Here is a 14,542-nt window from a genome sequence, read left to right on the forward strand (position 1 = left end):
CCGCCAACCGCTTACGACCTCAGGACAGCTCGCGGATGCGGACGTTCCGGTAGGACACCACGTCCGGGGTGCTGCCGTGCGCCTGGATCCCGACGTGACCGGTCAGCCCGCGGCTGCTGGAGTCGGGGTCGTTCGGACGACCGGGGAACGGCAGCCCGGGCAGGTTCTCGAACTCGTTGATCACGACGCCGTTGCGGATCACGGTGTACTGCTGCCCGACGACGCGGATCTCGAGCTCGTTCCAGGTGCCCTTCGGGGTCGGTCGCGCCTGAGCCAGGTCGAGGTCGGCGAAGCCGTAGATCGACCCGGTCTTGCGGGGGTCGTTGCTGCCGCCCTCCGGCGAGTCGTTGACCTGGATCTCGTGGCCACAGTTGACCGCGATCCAGGAGAGGTTGCCGGTCTCGCCACCGTTGAACGTGGTCGGGCAGCCCTCGACCGGGCCCCACAGCTCGGGAAAGCGCACCTGGACGCCGCTGTTCCCACGGGTCACACCGGGCGCGTCGTCGCGGAACTGCAGTCGCAGCGAGAAGTCGCCGTACTCCTTCTCCGGATACCACAGGGTCCCGAACCCGCCGCCGGCTCCGGCACGGCTGCGGATGGTGCCGTCCGACACCAGGTCGAACCCGCCGTCGCCGGCGTACGCCCAGTCGTCGAAGGAGTCGGCCGAGCCGTCGAAGAGCCAGTCGTACCCCTCGACCTTCCCGACCTGCGAGCGGGCGGCGGCGGACTGCAGCCGGCTCGCCTCTGCCCGCGTCACCTCACCGGTGGCGACCAGCTCGGCGGTGACGCTGCGTACGTGCGTCACGAAGGCTCCGTGAGTCGGCCACGTCCGCTCGTCGTCGATGACGTCGTTGATGGTGCAGCCGGAGCTCAGGGTGCTGTTGGCCACGCCGCTGTCGAGATCGAGGAAGACCACGCTCGAGCGGGCGTCGGGCGCCGCACAGGTCATGGTCGTCGAGGGCGCTCCGGCTGGAGTCGCGGAGGCGGCTCCGATCGGGCCGCCCAGGCACAGGGCGGTGATCCCGAGGACGGCCGACCCGACGGCGAGCCGGGTCCGCGTGCGGCGTGAGGGGAGAGAGTGAGACATCGAGACTCCGAACGTCGGGACGCCGAATGGATTGTGATGGGCGTCACGCCGGATGCTAGTGCCGCCTGCCGCCGACTTTCAACCGTTCCTGAACGACTTTCGCGGACAATCTTCGAAAGTGGTGCTTGGTTGGCAGCCCGGGCGGCGCCTTCAACTGCCGAGATGCTCCGAACGCAGACGGGACATGACGATGGCGTCGACGTAGCCGTCGTCGTAGCGAAGCGCCTCGCGCTGGACGCCCTCGACGCTGAACCCGGCCTTCTCGTAGATGCGCTTCGCCCGGGGGTTGAACGCGTAGACGCACAGCTCGATCCGGTTCAGCACCGTGGTGCGGAAGCAGTGGTCGACGATCAGCTGCGTGGCCTCGGTGCCGAGGCCGCGGTTGCGGCCGTCGGGTCCGATGAGGATGCGGAAGTTCGCCGAGCGGTTGCTGGTGTCGACCTCGTTGACGACCGCCTCGCCGACGAGCTTTCCGGTGCCCTGGTCGACGATTGCGAGGTCGAGTCGATCGGGCTGGTCGTTGCGGGTCGCGTACCACTCCCGCAGCTGATCGTCCGGAACCGCGCTCGCGGGGTCGGTCTCCTCGGCCTCTTCGTCGCCGTTGATCGAGCCGGTCAGCCTCAGCACCTCGGGGTCGGCGAGGATCCGCGCCATCGTGTCGACGTCGCCGTCGACGAACGGCCGCAGGACGACCGCGCTTCCGACGAGCGTGGGCTTCTCGGCGAACCAACCAGCATCTGTCTCACTCACGGCACTGATCATCCACTGCCATGATCCCGGCCGCGCCTCGAGGTCGGTTGGCCGGACGCTCCATCACGACCTCCTCCGGGCCCCCGTCGAGAGGGCTGGAGATCTTGCCGGTGTCGACGAAACCGAACCGCTCGTAGACGGCGTGCGCCCGGTCGTTCCCCACGAGGTGAGTGAGACGCACGGGGAGGTCGCCGGCCCGGGCGATCACCTCGGTCAGCAGCGCGCGACCCGCGCCGGAGCCCTGGGCTTCGGGGATGACGTACAGCTTCCAGAGCATCAGATGGTCCTCGAGGGGCGAGTAGGCGGCCATCGCCACCACCTGGTCGTCGACCTCGGCGACGAGGACCCGTCTGGCCTCGATCCCCGGGAGCACCGCCTCAGGGGTCCACCATCTCGCGATTCCGTCCTCTACGTACGCCTCGCCGGTGATCGGCGGGTACGTCGCCCGCCAGGTCGTCACGCCGACATGGATCACCGCGGCCAGGTCGCCTGCCGTCGCCTCTCGTACCTGCATGGACGCGACGATAACCAGGAGCGCCGCCGCTGTCGTTCCGTTTAGCGTGGACCTGTGCTGATCCGACGTGAACGTCCCGAGGACGTAGCCGATATCCGAGCGGTCACCGCCGCAGCCTTCACCGACGTGGAGCACTCCGCTCCATCGGTCGAGGCCGACGGGGCTCCCGGCGAGGCGACGCTGGTGGGGTGGCTGCGTGCGGACGCCGGCTGGGTCCCGGAGCTGTCGCTGGTCGCCGAGATGGACGGCGAGGTGGTCGGTCATTTGGTGTGTACGCGTGGTGAGCTCGCCGGCAGGACCGCGCTCGGCCTCGGGCCGGTGAGCGTCTCGCCGACCAAGCAGCGGGCCGGTGTCGGCTCGGCGCTGATGCACGCGGTCCTCGGCGCCGCCGACGCGCTGGGCGAGCCGGTCGTCGTGCTCCTCGGCTCCCCCGACTACTACAGCCGTTTCGGCTTCGTACCCGCCGCGGGGCTCGGGATCGAGGCGCCCGACCCCGCGTGGGGCGACTACTTCCAGGCACGGCCGCTGGCGGCGTACGACCCGTCGGTCCGCGGGAAGTTCACCTACGCGGCGCCCTTCGACCGGCTGTGACCGCGTGCGGGCGATGAACGTGATCACCGCCACAGCGCGGCGAGATCATCTGGACCTACGCTGGAGATAGTCCGTGGACTCCATCAGGGAGCTGCGAGATGACACCAGAAAGGCTCGATGATGAGCACGAACCCCTCTGCTGAGGAGACCGCCCCTTACGGGACCGGAGCCGCCGGCAACGCGCCGGCCAAGCCCGTACGCATGGTGCGCACGCATCATCTTCGCGAGATGAAGCAGCGTGGCGACAAGATCACGATGCTGACCTCCTACGACATGTACTCCGCCCAGATCTTCGACGAGGCCGGGGTCGACCTGCTCCTCGTCGGTGATTCGGCCTCCAACAACGTCCTCGGCAACGAGACGTCGCTTCCGGTGACCGTGGACGAGCTGCTGCCCCTGACCCGCGCCGTCTCGCGCAGCGTGAAGCGGGCGATGGTCGTCGGCGACCTGCCGTTCGGCTCCTACCAGGCCTCGCCGGAGCAGGGCTACCTGACCGCGGTGCGGTTCATGAAGGAGGCCGGCGCGCACTGCGTGAAGCTCGAGGGCGGCGCCGAGATGGCGCCGGTGATCAAGAAGCTGACCGAGGGCGGCATCCCGGTCATGGCCCACATCGGCTTCACCCCGCAGTCCGAGCACGTGCTCGGCGGCTACCGCGTCCAGGGCCGCGGCGACACCTCCGACCGGATCATCGACGACGCCAAGGCCGTCCAGGAGGCCGGCGCGTTCGCGGTCGTCATGGAGATGGTCCCCGGCGACGTCGCCGCGCAGATCACCAAGGAGCTCGACATCCCCACGATCGGGATCGGGGCCGGCCCTGACTGCGACGGCCAGGTGCTGGTCTGGCAGGACGCCTTCGGGATGCGCAGCGGCAAGATGGCGCGCTTCGTGAAGCAGTACGCCGACGTGAAGTCGGTCCTCTCCGAGGGCGCCGAGGCCTACATCTCCGACGTCAAGGGCTCGACCTTCCCCGGCCCCGAGCACACCTTCTGAGGATCTGCTCCGACAGAGTGGTCAATCTGGGCCGTCCGGCGGCTCACCGTCGGACCCAGATTGACCACTTCTCGGATCCTGCTCCCATCGGGAGCCGCGAAATGACCTGCTCGTTCGCAGACGCCTAGAAGCGTCGGGCCCGGGCGGCCGCGAGGCCGACCAGGCGAGCGACCACCATCGCGACATAGAAGACTCCCGCGATCTGCTCGATCATCACGACCGCGCGGGCGTTCGGGAGCACCGGGACGATGTCGGAGAGCCCCACCGAGGTCAGCGTCGTGAACGAGAGATAGAGCAGGTCGAACCACTGCCGGTGATCACCGAACGAGCCCGGCCAGATCACCTGGACCGCGGCGTACAGGTAGGCGAAGGCCCAGGCGACCACGGTGAATGCGGCCCCGGTCGCGAAGAGCTCGTCACGGGTCACCACGTCGTCGTGGAAGAGATAGCGGATCATCGCGTAGGAGACGAACATGTAGAACGGGACGTGGAAGAAGGCCGAGGCCAGCACCACCCAGCCCTCGTTGGGAGCGACGGACTCCCACACCGCGAAGATCATCGCCGGACCGCCGAAGATGCAGGCGGCCCAGGAGAAGGCCGGGGTGAGGCGTACGGCCGCGACCGCCGCCAGCAGGAGCAACAGCTGCAGCACGCCCAGCACAGCGCGGCCGGCGGTGGAGTCGTCGAGGAAGGGATAGGCCAGGATCGCCACGACCTGGCCGAGCAGCAGCACCGCGGAGGGATGGTCGCGCATCGCCCAGAAGACCTTCATCACAAGCGCACACCTTAGAACGTAGCCGGTCGCGGGCGTCGTAGCCCGCGCTCCCGGCGAGGTACGACGGGACATTCTGGTCGGTTACCCACCAGTAGTACGGCGCAAACGTCCCGTCGCACCTTTCGGTGGCCAGTAGCGTCAGCACCATGCGCGCTGCCATGGCCCTCGCCTCCGTCGTCGTTCTCGGGCTCTCGACCGCCGCTTGCGCCGGAGACTCCGATCCGGCCTCCACTCCCCCGCCGCTGAATCCGTCGGGTTCGGCGAGCCCGTCCGCCAGCGCGACCTCGTCGACGCCGGCTGCGGTGCTGCCGACCTCCGACCGCGTCCCGGAGCTCGATGTCCAGGTCGTCAACGACGAGCTCGACCATCCCTGGGACGTCGCCGACATCGGCGCCGGCCGGTTCCTGGTCACCGAGCGCGAACGTGCGGTCCTCTCTCTGGTCGAGGACGGAGAGCGGCGCGAGATCCCGCTCGAAGACAGCGACATCTGGGTCTCCGGCGAGACCGGCCTGATGGGCCTCGAGGTCGACCCGGCCTTCGAGCAGAGCCGGCGCATCTACACCTGTCAGGGGTGGAACGACGGTGAGGACGTACGCGTCGTCTCCTGGACCCTCGACGCCGGACTGACCCGGGCGACCCCGGAGCGGACCCTGATCGACGGACTCCCGACATCGTCCGGCCGACATGGCGGCTGCCGACTGCTGATCAGCGCCGACGGGGCGCTGTGGGTCGGCACCGGCGACGCGGCGAACGAGAAGAACCCGCGCAGCCTCGACTCACTCGGCGGGAAGACGCTCCGGCTCGACCCGGAGACCGGCGAGCCGTGGCCGGGCAACCCGTGGGCCGGGGACGAGGGTCCGCGGCGCTACATCACCTCGTTCGGCCACCGCAACGTGCAAGGGCTGGCGGAGCGGGCAGACGGCACGGTCTGGTCGATGGAGCACGGCCCGGACCGCGACGACGAGGTCAACGAGATCACCCTCGGCGGTGACTACGGCTGGAACCCCGGCGCCGGCTATGACGAGTCGGTGCCGATGACCGACCAGGACCTGCCCGGCGAGCAGATCGAGGCGGCCTGGGAGTCCGGCAACCCGACCATCGCCACCGGCGGCGGCACCTTCATCCCGGTCCAGGACCGGTGGGGTGCCTTCGGCGGGGCGCTCGCGGTCGCCGTGCTCAAGGACCAGGAGCTGCGGATCCTCGCCTTCGACGAGTCCGGGAAGCTCACCGACGACCGGTCGCCCGAGGTCATGAGGGACCACGGGCGACTGCGTACGGTCTCGTCGACGGCCGACGGCGACCTCCTCGTCACCACCGACAACGGCGGCGGCGCGGACGTCCTGCTCCGCGTCACCCCTCGCTGAGGGTCAGCTCAGTCGGCTCACTCGGACTCGGTGCCGGCGTCTCCCTCCCAGGCCTTGTCTTCCTTGTCCCAGCGCTCGTTGTTCTCCTGCACCTTGTCGAGCGCCATGGAGGCCTCGGCGTGGGAGGTGTAGGGGCCGAGACGGTCCTTGGCCTTGCAGCCGTCGTACGGCTCGACGGTCTTGTGCTTGAGGCAGTAGTAGTACTCGCCTGCGTGCTCGTCGCTCATGCTGCCAACTTACCGTTCTCGAAGACGCTCGGGTGGACAACTCCGTCGAGGTGACGGACCTGAGCGATCAGAGCGTGCTCTCCGCCGAGAGCGCGTTGATCACCTTCGCCATCGCGACGTCGCGGCTGGTGACGCCGCCGGCATCGTGGCTGGTGAGCCGGATCTCGACGTACGGGTAGCGCAGGTCGATGTCGGGATGATGGTTGGCCTCCTCGGCCTTCGCCCCGATCGCGTTGACGAGCGCGAGACCGGTGACGAAGTCGCCGGTCTCCACGCGGGCGACGATGCTGTCGGCCTCGTCGCTCGTCTCGTACGTCCAGCCCTCGAGCTGCTCCTGGGCGACCTGCTCGGCGGTGAGGGTCGTGGTGTCAGGTTCCATGCCCCCACCCTGCCATCGCCGTGGCCGACGCGTCACGCGGCTCACCGCCGACCCTCACTCCTGGCGTTGCGCGAGCCGGTTGCTTACGCGGTAGACGGCTGCGTGATGGTCGTAGTCGTCGCTCATCGCCGCAGCCAGGCGCAGCGGCCCGAGCGCGTCCTCGAGACGGTCCTGGCGCTCCAGGACCCGACCCAGCGAATGCTGGCTCCAGGCGTCGCTCGGGTCGCGCTCGACGAGCCAGCGAAGCTCGGCCTCGGCCTTGGCGAGCTGCGCCCGGAGCATGTACGCCCATGCCCGCATGCTCCGCAGCCCGATGTTGTCCGGGTCGTCGGCAAGCGCCGGCTCCAGGACCTCCAGCGCCTCCACGGGGAAGCGCCGCGAGAGCAGGTCGTGCGCCGTCCGATAGGCCACCTCGTGCGCGGCCTGGCCCGGACCGAGTTCGATACTGGGGCGAACTGCAGGGGCTACGTACTCGAACTCTTCGTTCTCCGTCATCACACCCTCCGAACATGATACCCCCGCGCGGTATTCCATCGACACCTCCACGGGAGCACCATTGTGACGGTGAGGAGGTGAACACGCATGCACGCATCAGTTGGTGACCAGCTTGTGGTCCTCGGCCAGCACGTCGGAGACCACACACGAGAGGCCGAGATCATCGAGGTCAGCCACTCCGACGGCAGCCCTCCCTACCTCGTACGCTGGAGCGACAACGACCATGAGTCGCTGGTCTTCCCCGGTCCAGATGCCCACATCGAGCCCGCCGACCACTAGACTTTTGATTGCGGACGGGCTGGCCGGGCGATCGCGTCGTCTCCTTGCTGTTGCGGGGAGACATCGAGGAAAGTCCGGGCTCCACAGGACAGGGTGGTGGCTAACGGCCACCCGGGGTGACCCGCGGGACAGTGCCACAGAGAACAGACCGCCGCTACCCACCAGGTAGCGGTAAGGGTGAAACGGTGGGGTAAGAGCCCACCAGTCCTCGTGGTGACACGAGGAGCTAGGTAAACCCCACCCGGAGCAAGACCAGACAGCGTACGACGGTGTTAGTTCACTGAGAGGGCGGTCCGCCCGAGTGCGCGGGTAGGTTGCTAGAGGCCATCGGCAACGATGGCCCGAGATGGATGGTCGCCGATTACAAAACCCGGCTTACAGGCCAGCCCGTCCGTTTTTATAGGCGTGACCTGGTATTTTACTTTTCAAGGTGCTCTACTGTCCGGTTACTGTCCGGTCTAGAAGTAAAACAGGATCGGTGACACCCTCGACGGACCTCGGTCCCGTAGACTCATCAGGGTCACTAGTGACTTGGGTTTCTGCGACGAAAGGGGCGAGCGATCAATGAGCGAATCAGCGCTTGATCCGGTTGAGGTGGACGCGACGTTCACCGATCGCGGCCACCTGCAGCTGACCGACGCATCAGCCGCCAAGATCGCCGCGCAGCTCGGGCACGAACCGCGGCCCGGGGACGTCGTCCACCTTTCCGTACGCCGAGCCATCCACGACCAGAGCCGTGGTTCCAGCCGCCCGGGCGAGCGCGGCGCGCTCGCGCACCTTGCGCATCTCGCCGACGACTTCGGCACTGACGACGTCCGCGCGATTCGCGAGGAGATGACAGCCGAGTCCGAGTGGACCCGGTGATCGATCTCAAGCCGCTGGTCATCGACACGCATGCCGTGCTCTGGTGGGTGCTCGACAGCCCCCGGCTTTCCGAGGTTGCAGCTAGCCGGATGCGCGAGGCCATCGATGCCGGACAGCCGTTGCATGTCAGCGCGTACTCGCTTCTCGAGCTTCGCTATGCCGCCGAGAAGCCGGCGACCCGCAAGGGCCACATCTCCCCCGAGCTCCACGACGCGATCGTCGCCGAGATCACGAGTGACGAGTCAGTCTTCACCGTGGCCGATATGTCCGCGGCGATCATCGCTCACCTCGGAACCGGCGCGCTTGCCCGCGACACGGGCCCGAACGACCCGGGTGACCGTGTCATTCTGGCGACGGCGATCGAGCTCGGCGCCGACATCGTCACCGCCGACAAGCTGCTGCAGCGCGAGGACCACATCACCTTCGTCTGGTAGGCGCTAAGAACCTGCCGCCCACGGATCACCCGAGATGCCGGGAACGGACTTGAGCACCGGTCCACCTCCGAGCGCTGCCTGGAGAACCGCCCGGACGGTCTCATCCTCGTCGCCGATCAGGTGTCCGTAGGTGTCCCAGGTCTCGGCTGCGTTCTTGTGTCCAAGAAGTGCCTGGAGCGCCTTGATCGAGGTGCCGGCACGGATGTGCATCGAGGCGAAGTAGTGTCGCAGGTCGTGCGGTGTCGCGTCGGTCTTGACCTTCTTGGCGGCGGTGTTCCAGGCCATCCACAGGGTGCTCTTGCCGATCGGGTTGCCCGAGGAGTTGGTGAAGATCAGACCGCTCTCATGGATTCCGAAGGTCTTCTTCTGGTCCTCGATGGCCTCGAGCACGATGTCGGGCACGGCCATGGTTCGCACGCTCGACGGGGTCTTCGGCGGCTTCCAGGTCGGCTCGGTCGTGCGCAGCTGGCGGTCGACGCGGATGGTGTTGAAATCTGTCGACACCCTGTCCACGGTTAGCCCGAGGATCTCGCCGCGGCGCATCCCGGTGCCGGCCAGGACGGTGATCAGGTTCTTGTAGCGCGGGTAGATCATCTCGCTCAGCTCCTTGACCACGTCAGTGGTGATAGGAACCAGCGCCGACTTCGGGTCTAGGCGAGGCAGCCGGGTGCCCTCACAGGGTGAGCCGGCGAGCACTCGCTCCTTGGCGGCCGCCTTCATGACGATGGCGAGCACTCCGTAGCGCAGGTGCACGGTGGTCGGCGCCGCGGTGGCTGACCACTTGGCGACCAGCTCCTGGACGTCGGCCTGCCGGATCGAGTCGATCCGCCAGTCACCGATCTTCGGGTAGATGTGGGCGTTGAGGGCGATCTCGAAGGTCGTTCTGGTCGACTCGGCATGGACCTGGCGTGCACGCCACGCTTCGGCGTACGCCTTGAAGGTCTGTTTACCGAGCTCGGGGTTGACCCAGTCGCCGCGGACCAGGCCCGCGGTCTGCTCGTCGATCCAGTCCTGACCCTCTGTCTTTCGGTCGAAGTGCTTGACGTGCTCCTCGCCGGCTCGGTCGACGTAGACCGCACGCCAGCGGACCTTGGTCCTGACCTCTCCTTCCTTGGTCGTCCATCTCGCGGTGTGCTTGCGGATCGTGGCCATAACTCACCTACTCTCCTCGTGGTTGGCGTTCTTATCCATGTCCCTCAGGGTAGGCGCCCTCCCGAACAGTCGTTCGAGACGACGCTTACCTGTTGGGGATCACCGGATCAGCGGCGTTGCGGCTCGGCGCTGATCGCGCATGAAGGTGCGCAGGTCGCCGACGGTGGTCACCAGCCGGCGGCCGATCTTGAAGAACCTCGGCCCGGTCTTGCACTGGCGCCACCAGCGCAGGGTGTTCTCCGAGGTACGCAGGATCTCCGCCGCCTCAGCGAAGGTCAGGATCTCCTCGGTGTCCCGCTCCGAGAACGGGATCTGACTTGTCGTCATGTTCATCTCCTGTCATCGATGACCGCTGCCCGGATGGCAGCGGCACTCGTGTGCAGGAGGTAGGTGTGCAGGGGTCCCCAGCGGACCCCTGATTTAGATCCGATCGAATGTGCAGGTCCGATCGGATATTCTGGTCCGATCGAGGGAACCAGACTTCTTCAGGCGGCCCGACGGGTTGCCGGCCTCTCCCAGGCCGAGCTCGCCGAGCAGGCCGGCACGTCCCAGGCCACCCTGTCGGCGTACGAACGCGGCGCGAAGTCTCCGGCCCTCAAGGTCGCCGAGCGGATCCTTCACGCCACCGGACTCGAGCTCTCGGTCCGGGCCCACGTCGACTTCAAAGAACGCTCAGTGCCCGGCATCGAACCGTTTTGGGTTCCGAGCATGCTCTGGAACGTGGGTCCGCCCACATGCTTCGTCATTCTCCACGTTCCTGACATGGTCAACCACACCAGCCAGATCGACTGGGACCTCAGCGACCGGGTCGATCGTGCCCGGGCGTACGAGATCCTGATCCGCTGGGGACTCCCCCAAGCGATGCTCCGCTGGCTCGATGGCGCTCTGCTCGTCGACCTCTGGGACGAGCTCGACCTGCCCGAGGAGATCCGGACCTGCTGGACCCCGGCGATCGTTCACGCGACCCCCACCAAGACCGTCGATATCTTCGACTTCTCCTTCTCACGCGTTCTCGGCCCTGACGGTACGGAGAATGCCGAGGTCCGCAGATTCGAGGCGTTGCCGCCACAGCCTCAAAAGCCCACGCGGCGCCGCAAGCGTCGGGTCGATCCCCTCAACGGCCATCCGTGGGGATAACGCCGGCTGCGCTGTGCGCATGATTGCCTGCCTGTTCGGTGTTCGGTATTGATCGAACACCAGCCTCGACTACATACCGACAGTTGGACCGCGCATCGAACCTGACGTCGAGGCAGGTTGATCGAGTCCAGGCATCTCCACCGGTCGCCGCGCCGCGCCCCTCGAACCGTAGAGGCCGGCCGACGCACGCTGCCTCGCGCGCGGACCGTAGCGTTCGATGTCCTCGGCCGCCCGCTGTGCTGCATGGGCAGGCCCGAGGTCGGCGCGGTCGCGACTGAAGACCTGGACCCATTGGCTACGGGCTTCCTCGACTGATTCGGCGACCATGTGGGCGACGTTGCGGTCGCGGCCCCGCGTCATGCCGACATAGGCGGAGGAGGCACTCGTGTGGGTGCCGACCGCGACGTGGGCGACCGAGACGGTCTCGCCCTGGACGCCGTAGGTCGTGGTCGCGTAGGCCAGTTCGAGATGCTCTCGGGCATAGTCCCACGACACGCGGCGGCCGACGGCCCGGCCATCGACTTGGCCTCGGAGGACGACGCCCTTCCGGTCGGCTTTGCATACGGTCCAGGTCTCCCGGTTCGCAACGTCCGCATCAGGGTCGTTGCGACGGGTCGCAACTCGGTCGCCGACCTCGATCCGCTCCCCCGACCTCGTGCCGAACCTGCCCAGTGGGCCGTACGCAGCGGCCCGTTCTCGGTGGGCGAGGGCGTTGATCCTGGCGACCTGGTCGCGGGTATCGGCGACCACCGCGACCCCTTCCTCGGTGTCCGCTGCGATGTCGGCCAGCGCGGCGATCTGTTCGACCTCGGAGGCGTGTACGACGATCTCTCCACGCGCGAGCAGCCGGTCGAAGACTGCGTCCGGCCGCTGCCCGGCGCGCATCCGGAGGCTGAGCTCGGCATACTCCGGGTCCGCGAACCGGCGCACCGAGTCCAGATCGACAAGACTGTCTTTGGCGTAGCGACAGGCGAGATCGAGTACGCCACCCCGACCTACCGCGGGCAGCTGATGCCGATCACCGACCAACGCCAGGCGAGCTCCGGTCACGTCGGCTATCTGCACCAGCGCCACCGCGCTGTCCTGATCCAGCATGCCCGCCTCGTCGACCACCAGTAGATCACCTCGGCGCAGCCACGCCGCCCGGTGCGGTGTCGTCTCGACACGGTGCCAATGCCCCTGGTCGTCCCATCGGAAGCCGTGTTGCCGCAGCAGCCAGGCCACCGAATACGCCGGCGTGCCCACCTGACCAGCAGCAACCTTGGCACCCTTCAACGTCGGCGAGACCACCAGCATCCGCCGCCGCTGCAGCTCCTGAATCCTCCGCGCTGCCACGAGCGCCGCCGTCTTCCCCGCGCCTGCTGCGCCCTCGACGACCACCAACTGGTCGCCGCCTGCGAGGCATGCCACCGCCGCCGTCTGGTCGCGTCCCAACCCGGCGATCGTGCGTCGTGCTCGTCTCAGATCGACAGGCTTCCCCGCCCCTTCAGCCCGGCCGGTGAAGCGGCGAACAAGATGCCGCTCGACCGCCACCACCCGCGGCGACGTCAACGCACGTACGTCGACAGGCACGTCCTCCCGACCGAGTAGCGGCACCGAGGCCGCGACGATCCGAGCGGTCAGGTCCTCAGCGAGCTCGGTTCGGAAGCCGGCGGTCACAACAAGCCCGCTCTCTCCGATCAGCTGCTCAGCCTCGCCCCGAGAATCTGCCCGGCTCCACGCCGACCGACGAGCGCCCAACCGACACAGTGCCTCGATCGCCAGCTCGTCACGATCGAGCATCCCGGACCGCGGTGTCAGCAGTTCGACCGCACGGCGAGGTGCGCGGAAGCCCAGCTCGGTGAGCTCGTCGCACCAGTGCTCTTCCAACGCCTTACCTGAGGTCGGCATCACCTTGTCCGGACGCTCATCCGCCCACGCCCGACGGTCCCACGCCTGCCGAAGTCTCGGTCCCGGTTCCTCTCCCGGATGCTCCCGTCGCCACTGGGTCTCGTACCGATCGATGTTGTGCCCGATCTGTTTCGACCTCGCCGAGAACGCCTCCCCGTACGCCTCGAGCTCGACGATCTCGCCCGACCCCGGATCCAGGTGGTAGCCGTGCGCGGCCAGCGCCGTTCTGAACCCCGGATCGGTCATCACCGCCGCATGCCCGATCCCGTTGATCGCCGCGATGCTCTCTCGGAACCCGACCGTGTGCAGTCCCCGCCACTTCCCCGCCGCCCACACGCGAGCATTGACCTGGAGATGCAGATGCCAGTGCGGGTCCCCTGCCCGCGACGTACGATGCGTCACCACCGCCGCCTCCAGCTCCTCCACCGGCACCTGCACCTGTCGCCCCATCGGACCCACCCGCGTCGTCGCGTGCTCCCCCACCCACGACAGGATCTGTTCCGCCGCGCGTCGCTGAGCCGTGTCGTACTCCAATGACACATCGGGATGCAGCGCCGCGGCCAGCGACCACGACTTCGGCCCGTTCACCGTGACCTCGACGAACTTCACGCCCTCCTTACGCGGCCGTCCCTTCGCCTCTCCCGTCTTGACGTCGAAGCCGCCGACCCACCTCTCGTACGTCTCCGCACCCATCGCCGGCGCCCGCCCGACCAGGCGACCAGAAACGACATAGCGGTCGGCCACCCCCGAGCCCTCGCCCAGGTAGTAGTCGTCAGCCCCGAAGCTGTCCGCCTCCACATAGCGCCGCGCATCGACCGCACGCCCGGTGTAGAACTTCACCCCACCATGCACGCCCGACGCACCTCCGTCACCAACCATCGACAACCGCATAACTGCAGGTCATCATCGGTTTTCCTTCGGAAATGCATAGCATGCGTGCTGACCGTTTTGAAGGGATGCACCCCCTCATTGAGGCCTACTTCTCGAGACCATCGAGCACCGTCAATTGCCGTCGAAGGCGCTCGGATCGAGTTGCGATCGAGCAGGGTCGTGTTTACGCGTTATCCCGCCGGACGGAACGCTCGATTTCACCGACAGCCCGTCGGCGGACATGCTCGGCGGATGACACACGAGACAACCTCGCCTGCCGACTGGTACTTCGAGGACTTCACCGCCGGCCAGGTGTTCCGTACGCAGGGCAGGACCATCACAGAGACCGACCTCGTCTCCTTCGCCGGGTGGAGCTGGGACACCAATCCTGTGCACACCGACGCACAGCACAGCGAGCACGGCCGGTTCGGTCAGCCCATCGCCCACGGCGTCCTGGGCCTGTCGGTCGCAATGGGGCTGGTATCCCGCCTTGGCGTCTTCGAGCGTTGCTCGGTCGCACTCCTCGGTATCAACGGCTGGACCTTCAAGCACCCGATCTTCGTCGGTGACACCGTCCACTGCACGCTTCGCATCACCGATGTTCGCGCCGCCAGATCGAGCAACGTCGGAATCCTCGAACGAGAGCTGACCATGTTCAACCAGGGCGGCACTGTCCTGCAGCAAGGCGCGATCGGGATCATGGTGAGCCGACGCCCTGCCTCCTGACGCGCCTGGCCCCGGCCC

The 14,542-nt window shown here is 67.5% G+C and carries 18 protein-coding genes, 1 other RNA gene and 1 pseudogene; 10 read left to right on the forward strand and 10 right to left on the reverse strand.

The window, feature by feature from the left end:
• Positions 1-19: 19 nt before the first annotated feature.
• The 3 genes from BJ988_RS14160 to BJ988_RS14170 all read right to left on the reverse strand — a co-directional run bounded on the left by BJ988_RS14160 (position 20) and on the right by BJ988_RS14170 (position 2,351).
• Entirely contained in the window at positions 20-1,087 is a 1,068-nt protein-coding gene (locus BJ988_RS14160) for a 3-keto-disaccharide hydrolase (protein ID WP_179658580.1), read from the reverse strand.
• A 150-nt stretch (positions 1,088-1,237) separates the two neighbouring features.
• The gene (locus BJ988_RS14165) at positions 1,238-1,837 is read right to left on the reverse strand and encodes a GNAT family N-acetyltransferase (RefSeq protein WP_343051610.1); all 600 of its coding nucleotides are present in this window, start codon (positions 1,835-1,837) and stop codon (positions 1,238-1,240) included.
• On the reverse strand, positions 1,830-2,351 hold the full coding sequence (locus BJ988_RS14170) for a GNAT family N-acetyltransferase (RefSeq protein ID WP_179658582.1): 522 nt from the start codon (positions 2,349-2,351) through the stop codon (positions 1,830-1,832). Before BJ988_RS14170 ends, BJ988_RS14165 begins: the two co-directional genes overlap by 8 nt.
• Positions 2,352-2,405: 54 nt before the next feature.
• On the opposite strand from BJ988_RS14170, the gene BJ988_RS14175 reads away from it, so the two are divergent.
• Entirely contained in the window at positions 2,406-2,942 is a 537-nt protein-coding gene (locus BJ988_RS14175) for a GNAT family N-acetyltransferase (protein WP_179658583.1), read from the forward strand.
• 117 nt (positions 2,943-3,059) lie between these two features.
• Positions 3,060-3,932 carry a 3-methyl-2-oxobutanoate hydroxymethyltransferase gene (panB, locus tag BJ988_RS14180; RefSeq protein WP_179658584.1) on the forward strand — a complete coding sequence of 291 codons (873 nt, stop codon included), beginning with the start codon at positions 3,060-3,062 and terminating at the stop codon, positions 3,930-3,932.
• Positions 3,933-4,056: 124 nt separating this feature from the next.
• Here panB and BJ988_RS14185 read toward each other — a convergent pair whose 3' ends face one another.
• Positions 4,057-4,704 carry a potassium channel family protein gene (locus tag BJ988_RS14185; RefSeq protein ID WP_179658585.1) on the reverse strand — a complete coding sequence of 216 codons (648 nt, stop codon included), beginning with the start codon at positions 4,702-4,704 and terminating at the stop codon, positions 4,057-4,059.
• Positions 4,705-4,853: 149 nt separating this feature from the next.
• Here BJ988_RS14185 and BJ988_RS14190 point away from each other — a divergent pair, with 149 nt between their 5' ends.
• Positions 4,854-6,071, forward strand: coding sequence for a PQQ-dependent sugar dehydrogenase (locus tag BJ988_RS14190; RefSeq protein WP_179658586.1), 1,218 nt, complete (start codon positions 4,854-4,856; stop codon positions 6,069-6,071).
• A gap of 17 nt (positions 6,072-6,088) precedes the next feature.
• Here BJ988_RS14190 and BJ988_RS14195 read toward each other — a convergent pair whose 3' ends face one another.
• From BJ988_RS14195 to BJ988_RS14205, 3 genes are all read right to left on the reverse strand, one after another.
• Complete coding sequence (locus tag BJ988_RS14195) at positions 6,089-6,298, reverse strand: hypothetical protein (protein WP_179658587.1); 210 nt, start codon at positions 6,296-6,298, stop codon at positions 6,089-6,091.
• A gap of 67 nt (positions 6,299-6,365) precedes the next feature.
• The gene (locus BJ988_RS14200; RefSeq protein ID WP_179658588.1) at positions 6,366-6,677 is read right to left on the reverse strand and encodes a 4a-hydroxytetrahydrobiopterin dehydratase; all 312 of its coding nucleotides are present in this window, start codon (positions 6,675-6,677) and stop codon (positions 6,366-6,368) included.
• Positions 6,678-6,731: 54 nt separating this feature from the next.
• Positions 6,732-7,172 (reverse strand): tetratricopeptide repeat protein, encoded by a 441-nt coding sequence (locus BJ988_RS14205; protein WP_218860863.1) that lies wholly within the window; start codon positions 7,170-7,172, stop codon positions 6,732-6,734.
• A gap of 87 nt (positions 7,173-7,259) precedes the next feature.
• On the opposite strand from BJ988_RS14205, the gene BJ988_RS14210 reads away from it, so the two are divergent.
• The 4 genes from BJ988_RS14210 (at position 7,260) to BJ988_RS14225 (ending at position 8,749) form a co-directional block, all read left to right on the forward strand.
• Positions 7,260-7,451, forward strand: a complete 192-nt coding sequence (locus BJ988_RS14210) for a DUF1918 domain-containing protein (protein WP_179658589.1) — start codon at positions 7,260-7,262, stop codon at positions 7,449-7,451.
• Positions 7,452-7,466: 15 nt separating this feature from the next.
• Positions 7,467-7,845: RNase P RNA component class A (gene rnpB, locus BJ988_RS14215), an RNA gene on the forward strand.
• 170 nt (positions 7,846-8,015) lie between these two features.
• The gene (locus tag BJ988_RS14220; protein ID WP_008357792.1) at positions 8,016-8,315 is read left to right on the forward strand and encodes a hypothetical protein; all 300 of its coding nucleotides are present in this window, start codon (positions 8,016-8,018) and stop codon (positions 8,313-8,315) included.
• Positions 8,312-8,749: a PIN domain-containing protein gene (locus BJ988_RS14225; protein WP_179658590.1), complete on the forward strand. Its 438-nt coding sequence runs from the start codon at positions 8,312-8,314 to the stop codon at positions 8,747-8,749. The genes BJ988_RS14220 and BJ988_RS14225 overlap by 4 nt, the downstream gene beginning before the upstream one ends.
• Positions 8,750-8,752: 3 nt before the next feature.
• On the opposite strand, the gene BJ988_RS14230 is transcribed toward BJ988_RS14225, so the two are convergent.
• Both BJ988_RS14230 and BJ988_RS14235 read right to left on the reverse strand, forming a co-directional pair.
• Positions 8,753-9,901, reverse strand: coding sequence for a tyrosine-type recombinase/integrase (locus BJ988_RS14230; RefSeq protein WP_008357796.1), 1,149 nt, complete (start codon positions 9,899-9,901; stop codon positions 8,753-8,755).
• A 99-nt stretch (positions 9,902-10,000) separates the two neighbouring features.
• Positions 10,001-10,228, reverse strand: a complete 228-nt coding sequence (locus tag BJ988_RS14235; protein WP_008357797.1) for a helix-turn-helix transcriptional regulator — start codon at positions 10,226-10,228, stop codon at positions 10,001-10,003.
• 63 nt (positions 10,229-10,291) lie between these two features.
• On the opposite strand from BJ988_RS14235, the pseudogene BJ988_RS31575 reads away from it, so the two are divergent.
• Both BJ988_RS31575 and BJ988_RS30470 read left to right on the forward strand, forming a co-directional pair.
• Positions 10,292-10,543 (forward strand): annotated as a pseudogene (locus tag BJ988_RS31575) (helix-turn-helix domain-containing protein); the annotation flags it as partial.
• Positions 10,544-10,663: 120 nt separating this feature from the next.
• Positions 10,664-11,038, forward strand: a complete 375-nt coding sequence (locus tag BJ988_RS30470) for a hypothetical protein (protein WP_050800652.1) — start codon at positions 10,664-10,666, stop codon at positions 11,036-11,038.
• A 69-nt stretch (positions 11,039-11,107) separates the two neighbouring features.
• Here BJ988_RS30470 and mobF read toward each other — a convergent pair whose 3' ends face one another.
• Entirely contained in the window at positions 11,108-13,780 is a 2,673-nt protein-coding gene (mobF, locus tag BJ988_RS14245; protein WP_040755192.1) for a MobF family relaxase, read from the reverse strand.
• A 270-nt stretch (positions 13,781-14,050) separates the two neighbouring features.
• Between mobF and BJ988_RS14250 the strand changes: the two genes are divergently transcribed.
• The gene (locus BJ988_RS14250) at positions 14,051-14,524 is read left to right on the forward strand and encodes a MaoC/PaaZ C-terminal domain-containing protein (RefSeq protein WP_008357803.1); all 474 of its coding nucleotides are present in this window, start codon (positions 14,051-14,053) and stop codon (positions 14,522-14,524) included.
• Positions 14,525-14,542: the final 18 nt, after the last annotated feature.

The sequence above is a fragment of the Nocardioides panzhihuensis genome (assembly GCF_013408335.1).
GTDB lineage: Bacteria > Actinomycetota > Actinomycetes > Propionibacteriales > Nocardioidaceae > Nocardioides > Nocardioides panzhihuensis.

Excerpts from the sequence above, each read along its gene's own strand:
- BJ988_RS14160 (WP_179658580.1), bottom strand. The coding sequence starts at position 1,087 with ATGTCTCACTCTCTCCCCTCACGCCGCACGCGGACCCGGCTCGCCGTC.
- BJ988_RS14170 (WP_179658582.1), bottom strand. The coding sequence starts at position 2,351 with ATGCAGGTACGAGAGGCGACGGCAGGCGACCTGGCCGCGGTGATCCAT.
- panB (WP_179658584.1), top strand. The coding sequence starts at position 3,060 with ATGATGAGCACGAACCCCTCTGCTGAGGAGACCGCCCCTTACGGGACC.
- BJ988_RS14185 (WP_179658585.1), bottom strand. The coding sequence starts at position 4,704 with ATGAAGGTCTTCTGGGCGATGCGCGACCATCCCTCCGCGGTGCTGCTG.
- BJ988_RS14190 (WP_179658586.1), top strand. The coding sequence starts at position 4,854 with ATGCGCGCTGCCATGGCCCTCGCCTCCGTCGTCGTTCTCGGGCTCTCG.
- BJ988_RS14195 (WP_179658587.1), bottom strand. The coding sequence starts at position 6,298 with ATGAGCGACGAGCACGCAGGCGAGTACTACTACTGCCTCAAGCACAAG.
- BJ988_RS14200 (WP_179658588.1), bottom strand. The coding sequence starts at position 6,677 with ATGGAACCTGACACCACGACCCTCACCGCCGAGCAGGTCGCCCAGGAG.
- BJ988_RS14205 (WP_218860863.1), bottom strand. The coding sequence starts at position 7,172 with ATGACGGAGAACGAAGAGTTCGAGTACGTAGCCCCTGCAGTTCGCCCC.
- BJ988_RS14210 (WP_179658589.1), top strand. The coding sequence starts at position 7,260 with ATGCACGCATCAGTTGGTGACCAGCTTGTGGTCCTCGGCCAGCACGTC.
- BJ988_RS14220 (WP_008357792.1), top strand. The coding sequence starts at position 8,016 with ATGAGCGAATCAGCGCTTGATCCGGTTGAGGTGGACGCGACGTTCACC.
- BJ988_RS14230 (WP_008357796.1), bottom strand. The coding sequence starts at position 9,901 with ATGGCCACGATCCGCAAGCACACCGCGAGATGGACGACCAAGGAAGGA.
- BJ988_RS14235 (WP_008357797.1), bottom strand. The coding sequence starts at position 10,228 with ATGACGACAAGTCAGATCCCGTTCTCGGAGCGGGACACCGAGGAGATC.
- BJ988_RS30470 (WP_050800652.1), top strand. The coding sequence starts at position 10,664 with ATGGTCAACCACACCAGCCAGATCGACTGGGACCTCAGCGACCGGGTC.
- BJ988_RS14250 (WP_008357803.1), top strand. The coding sequence starts at position 14,051 with ATGACACACGAGACAACCTCGCCTGCCGACTGGTACTTCGAGGACTTC.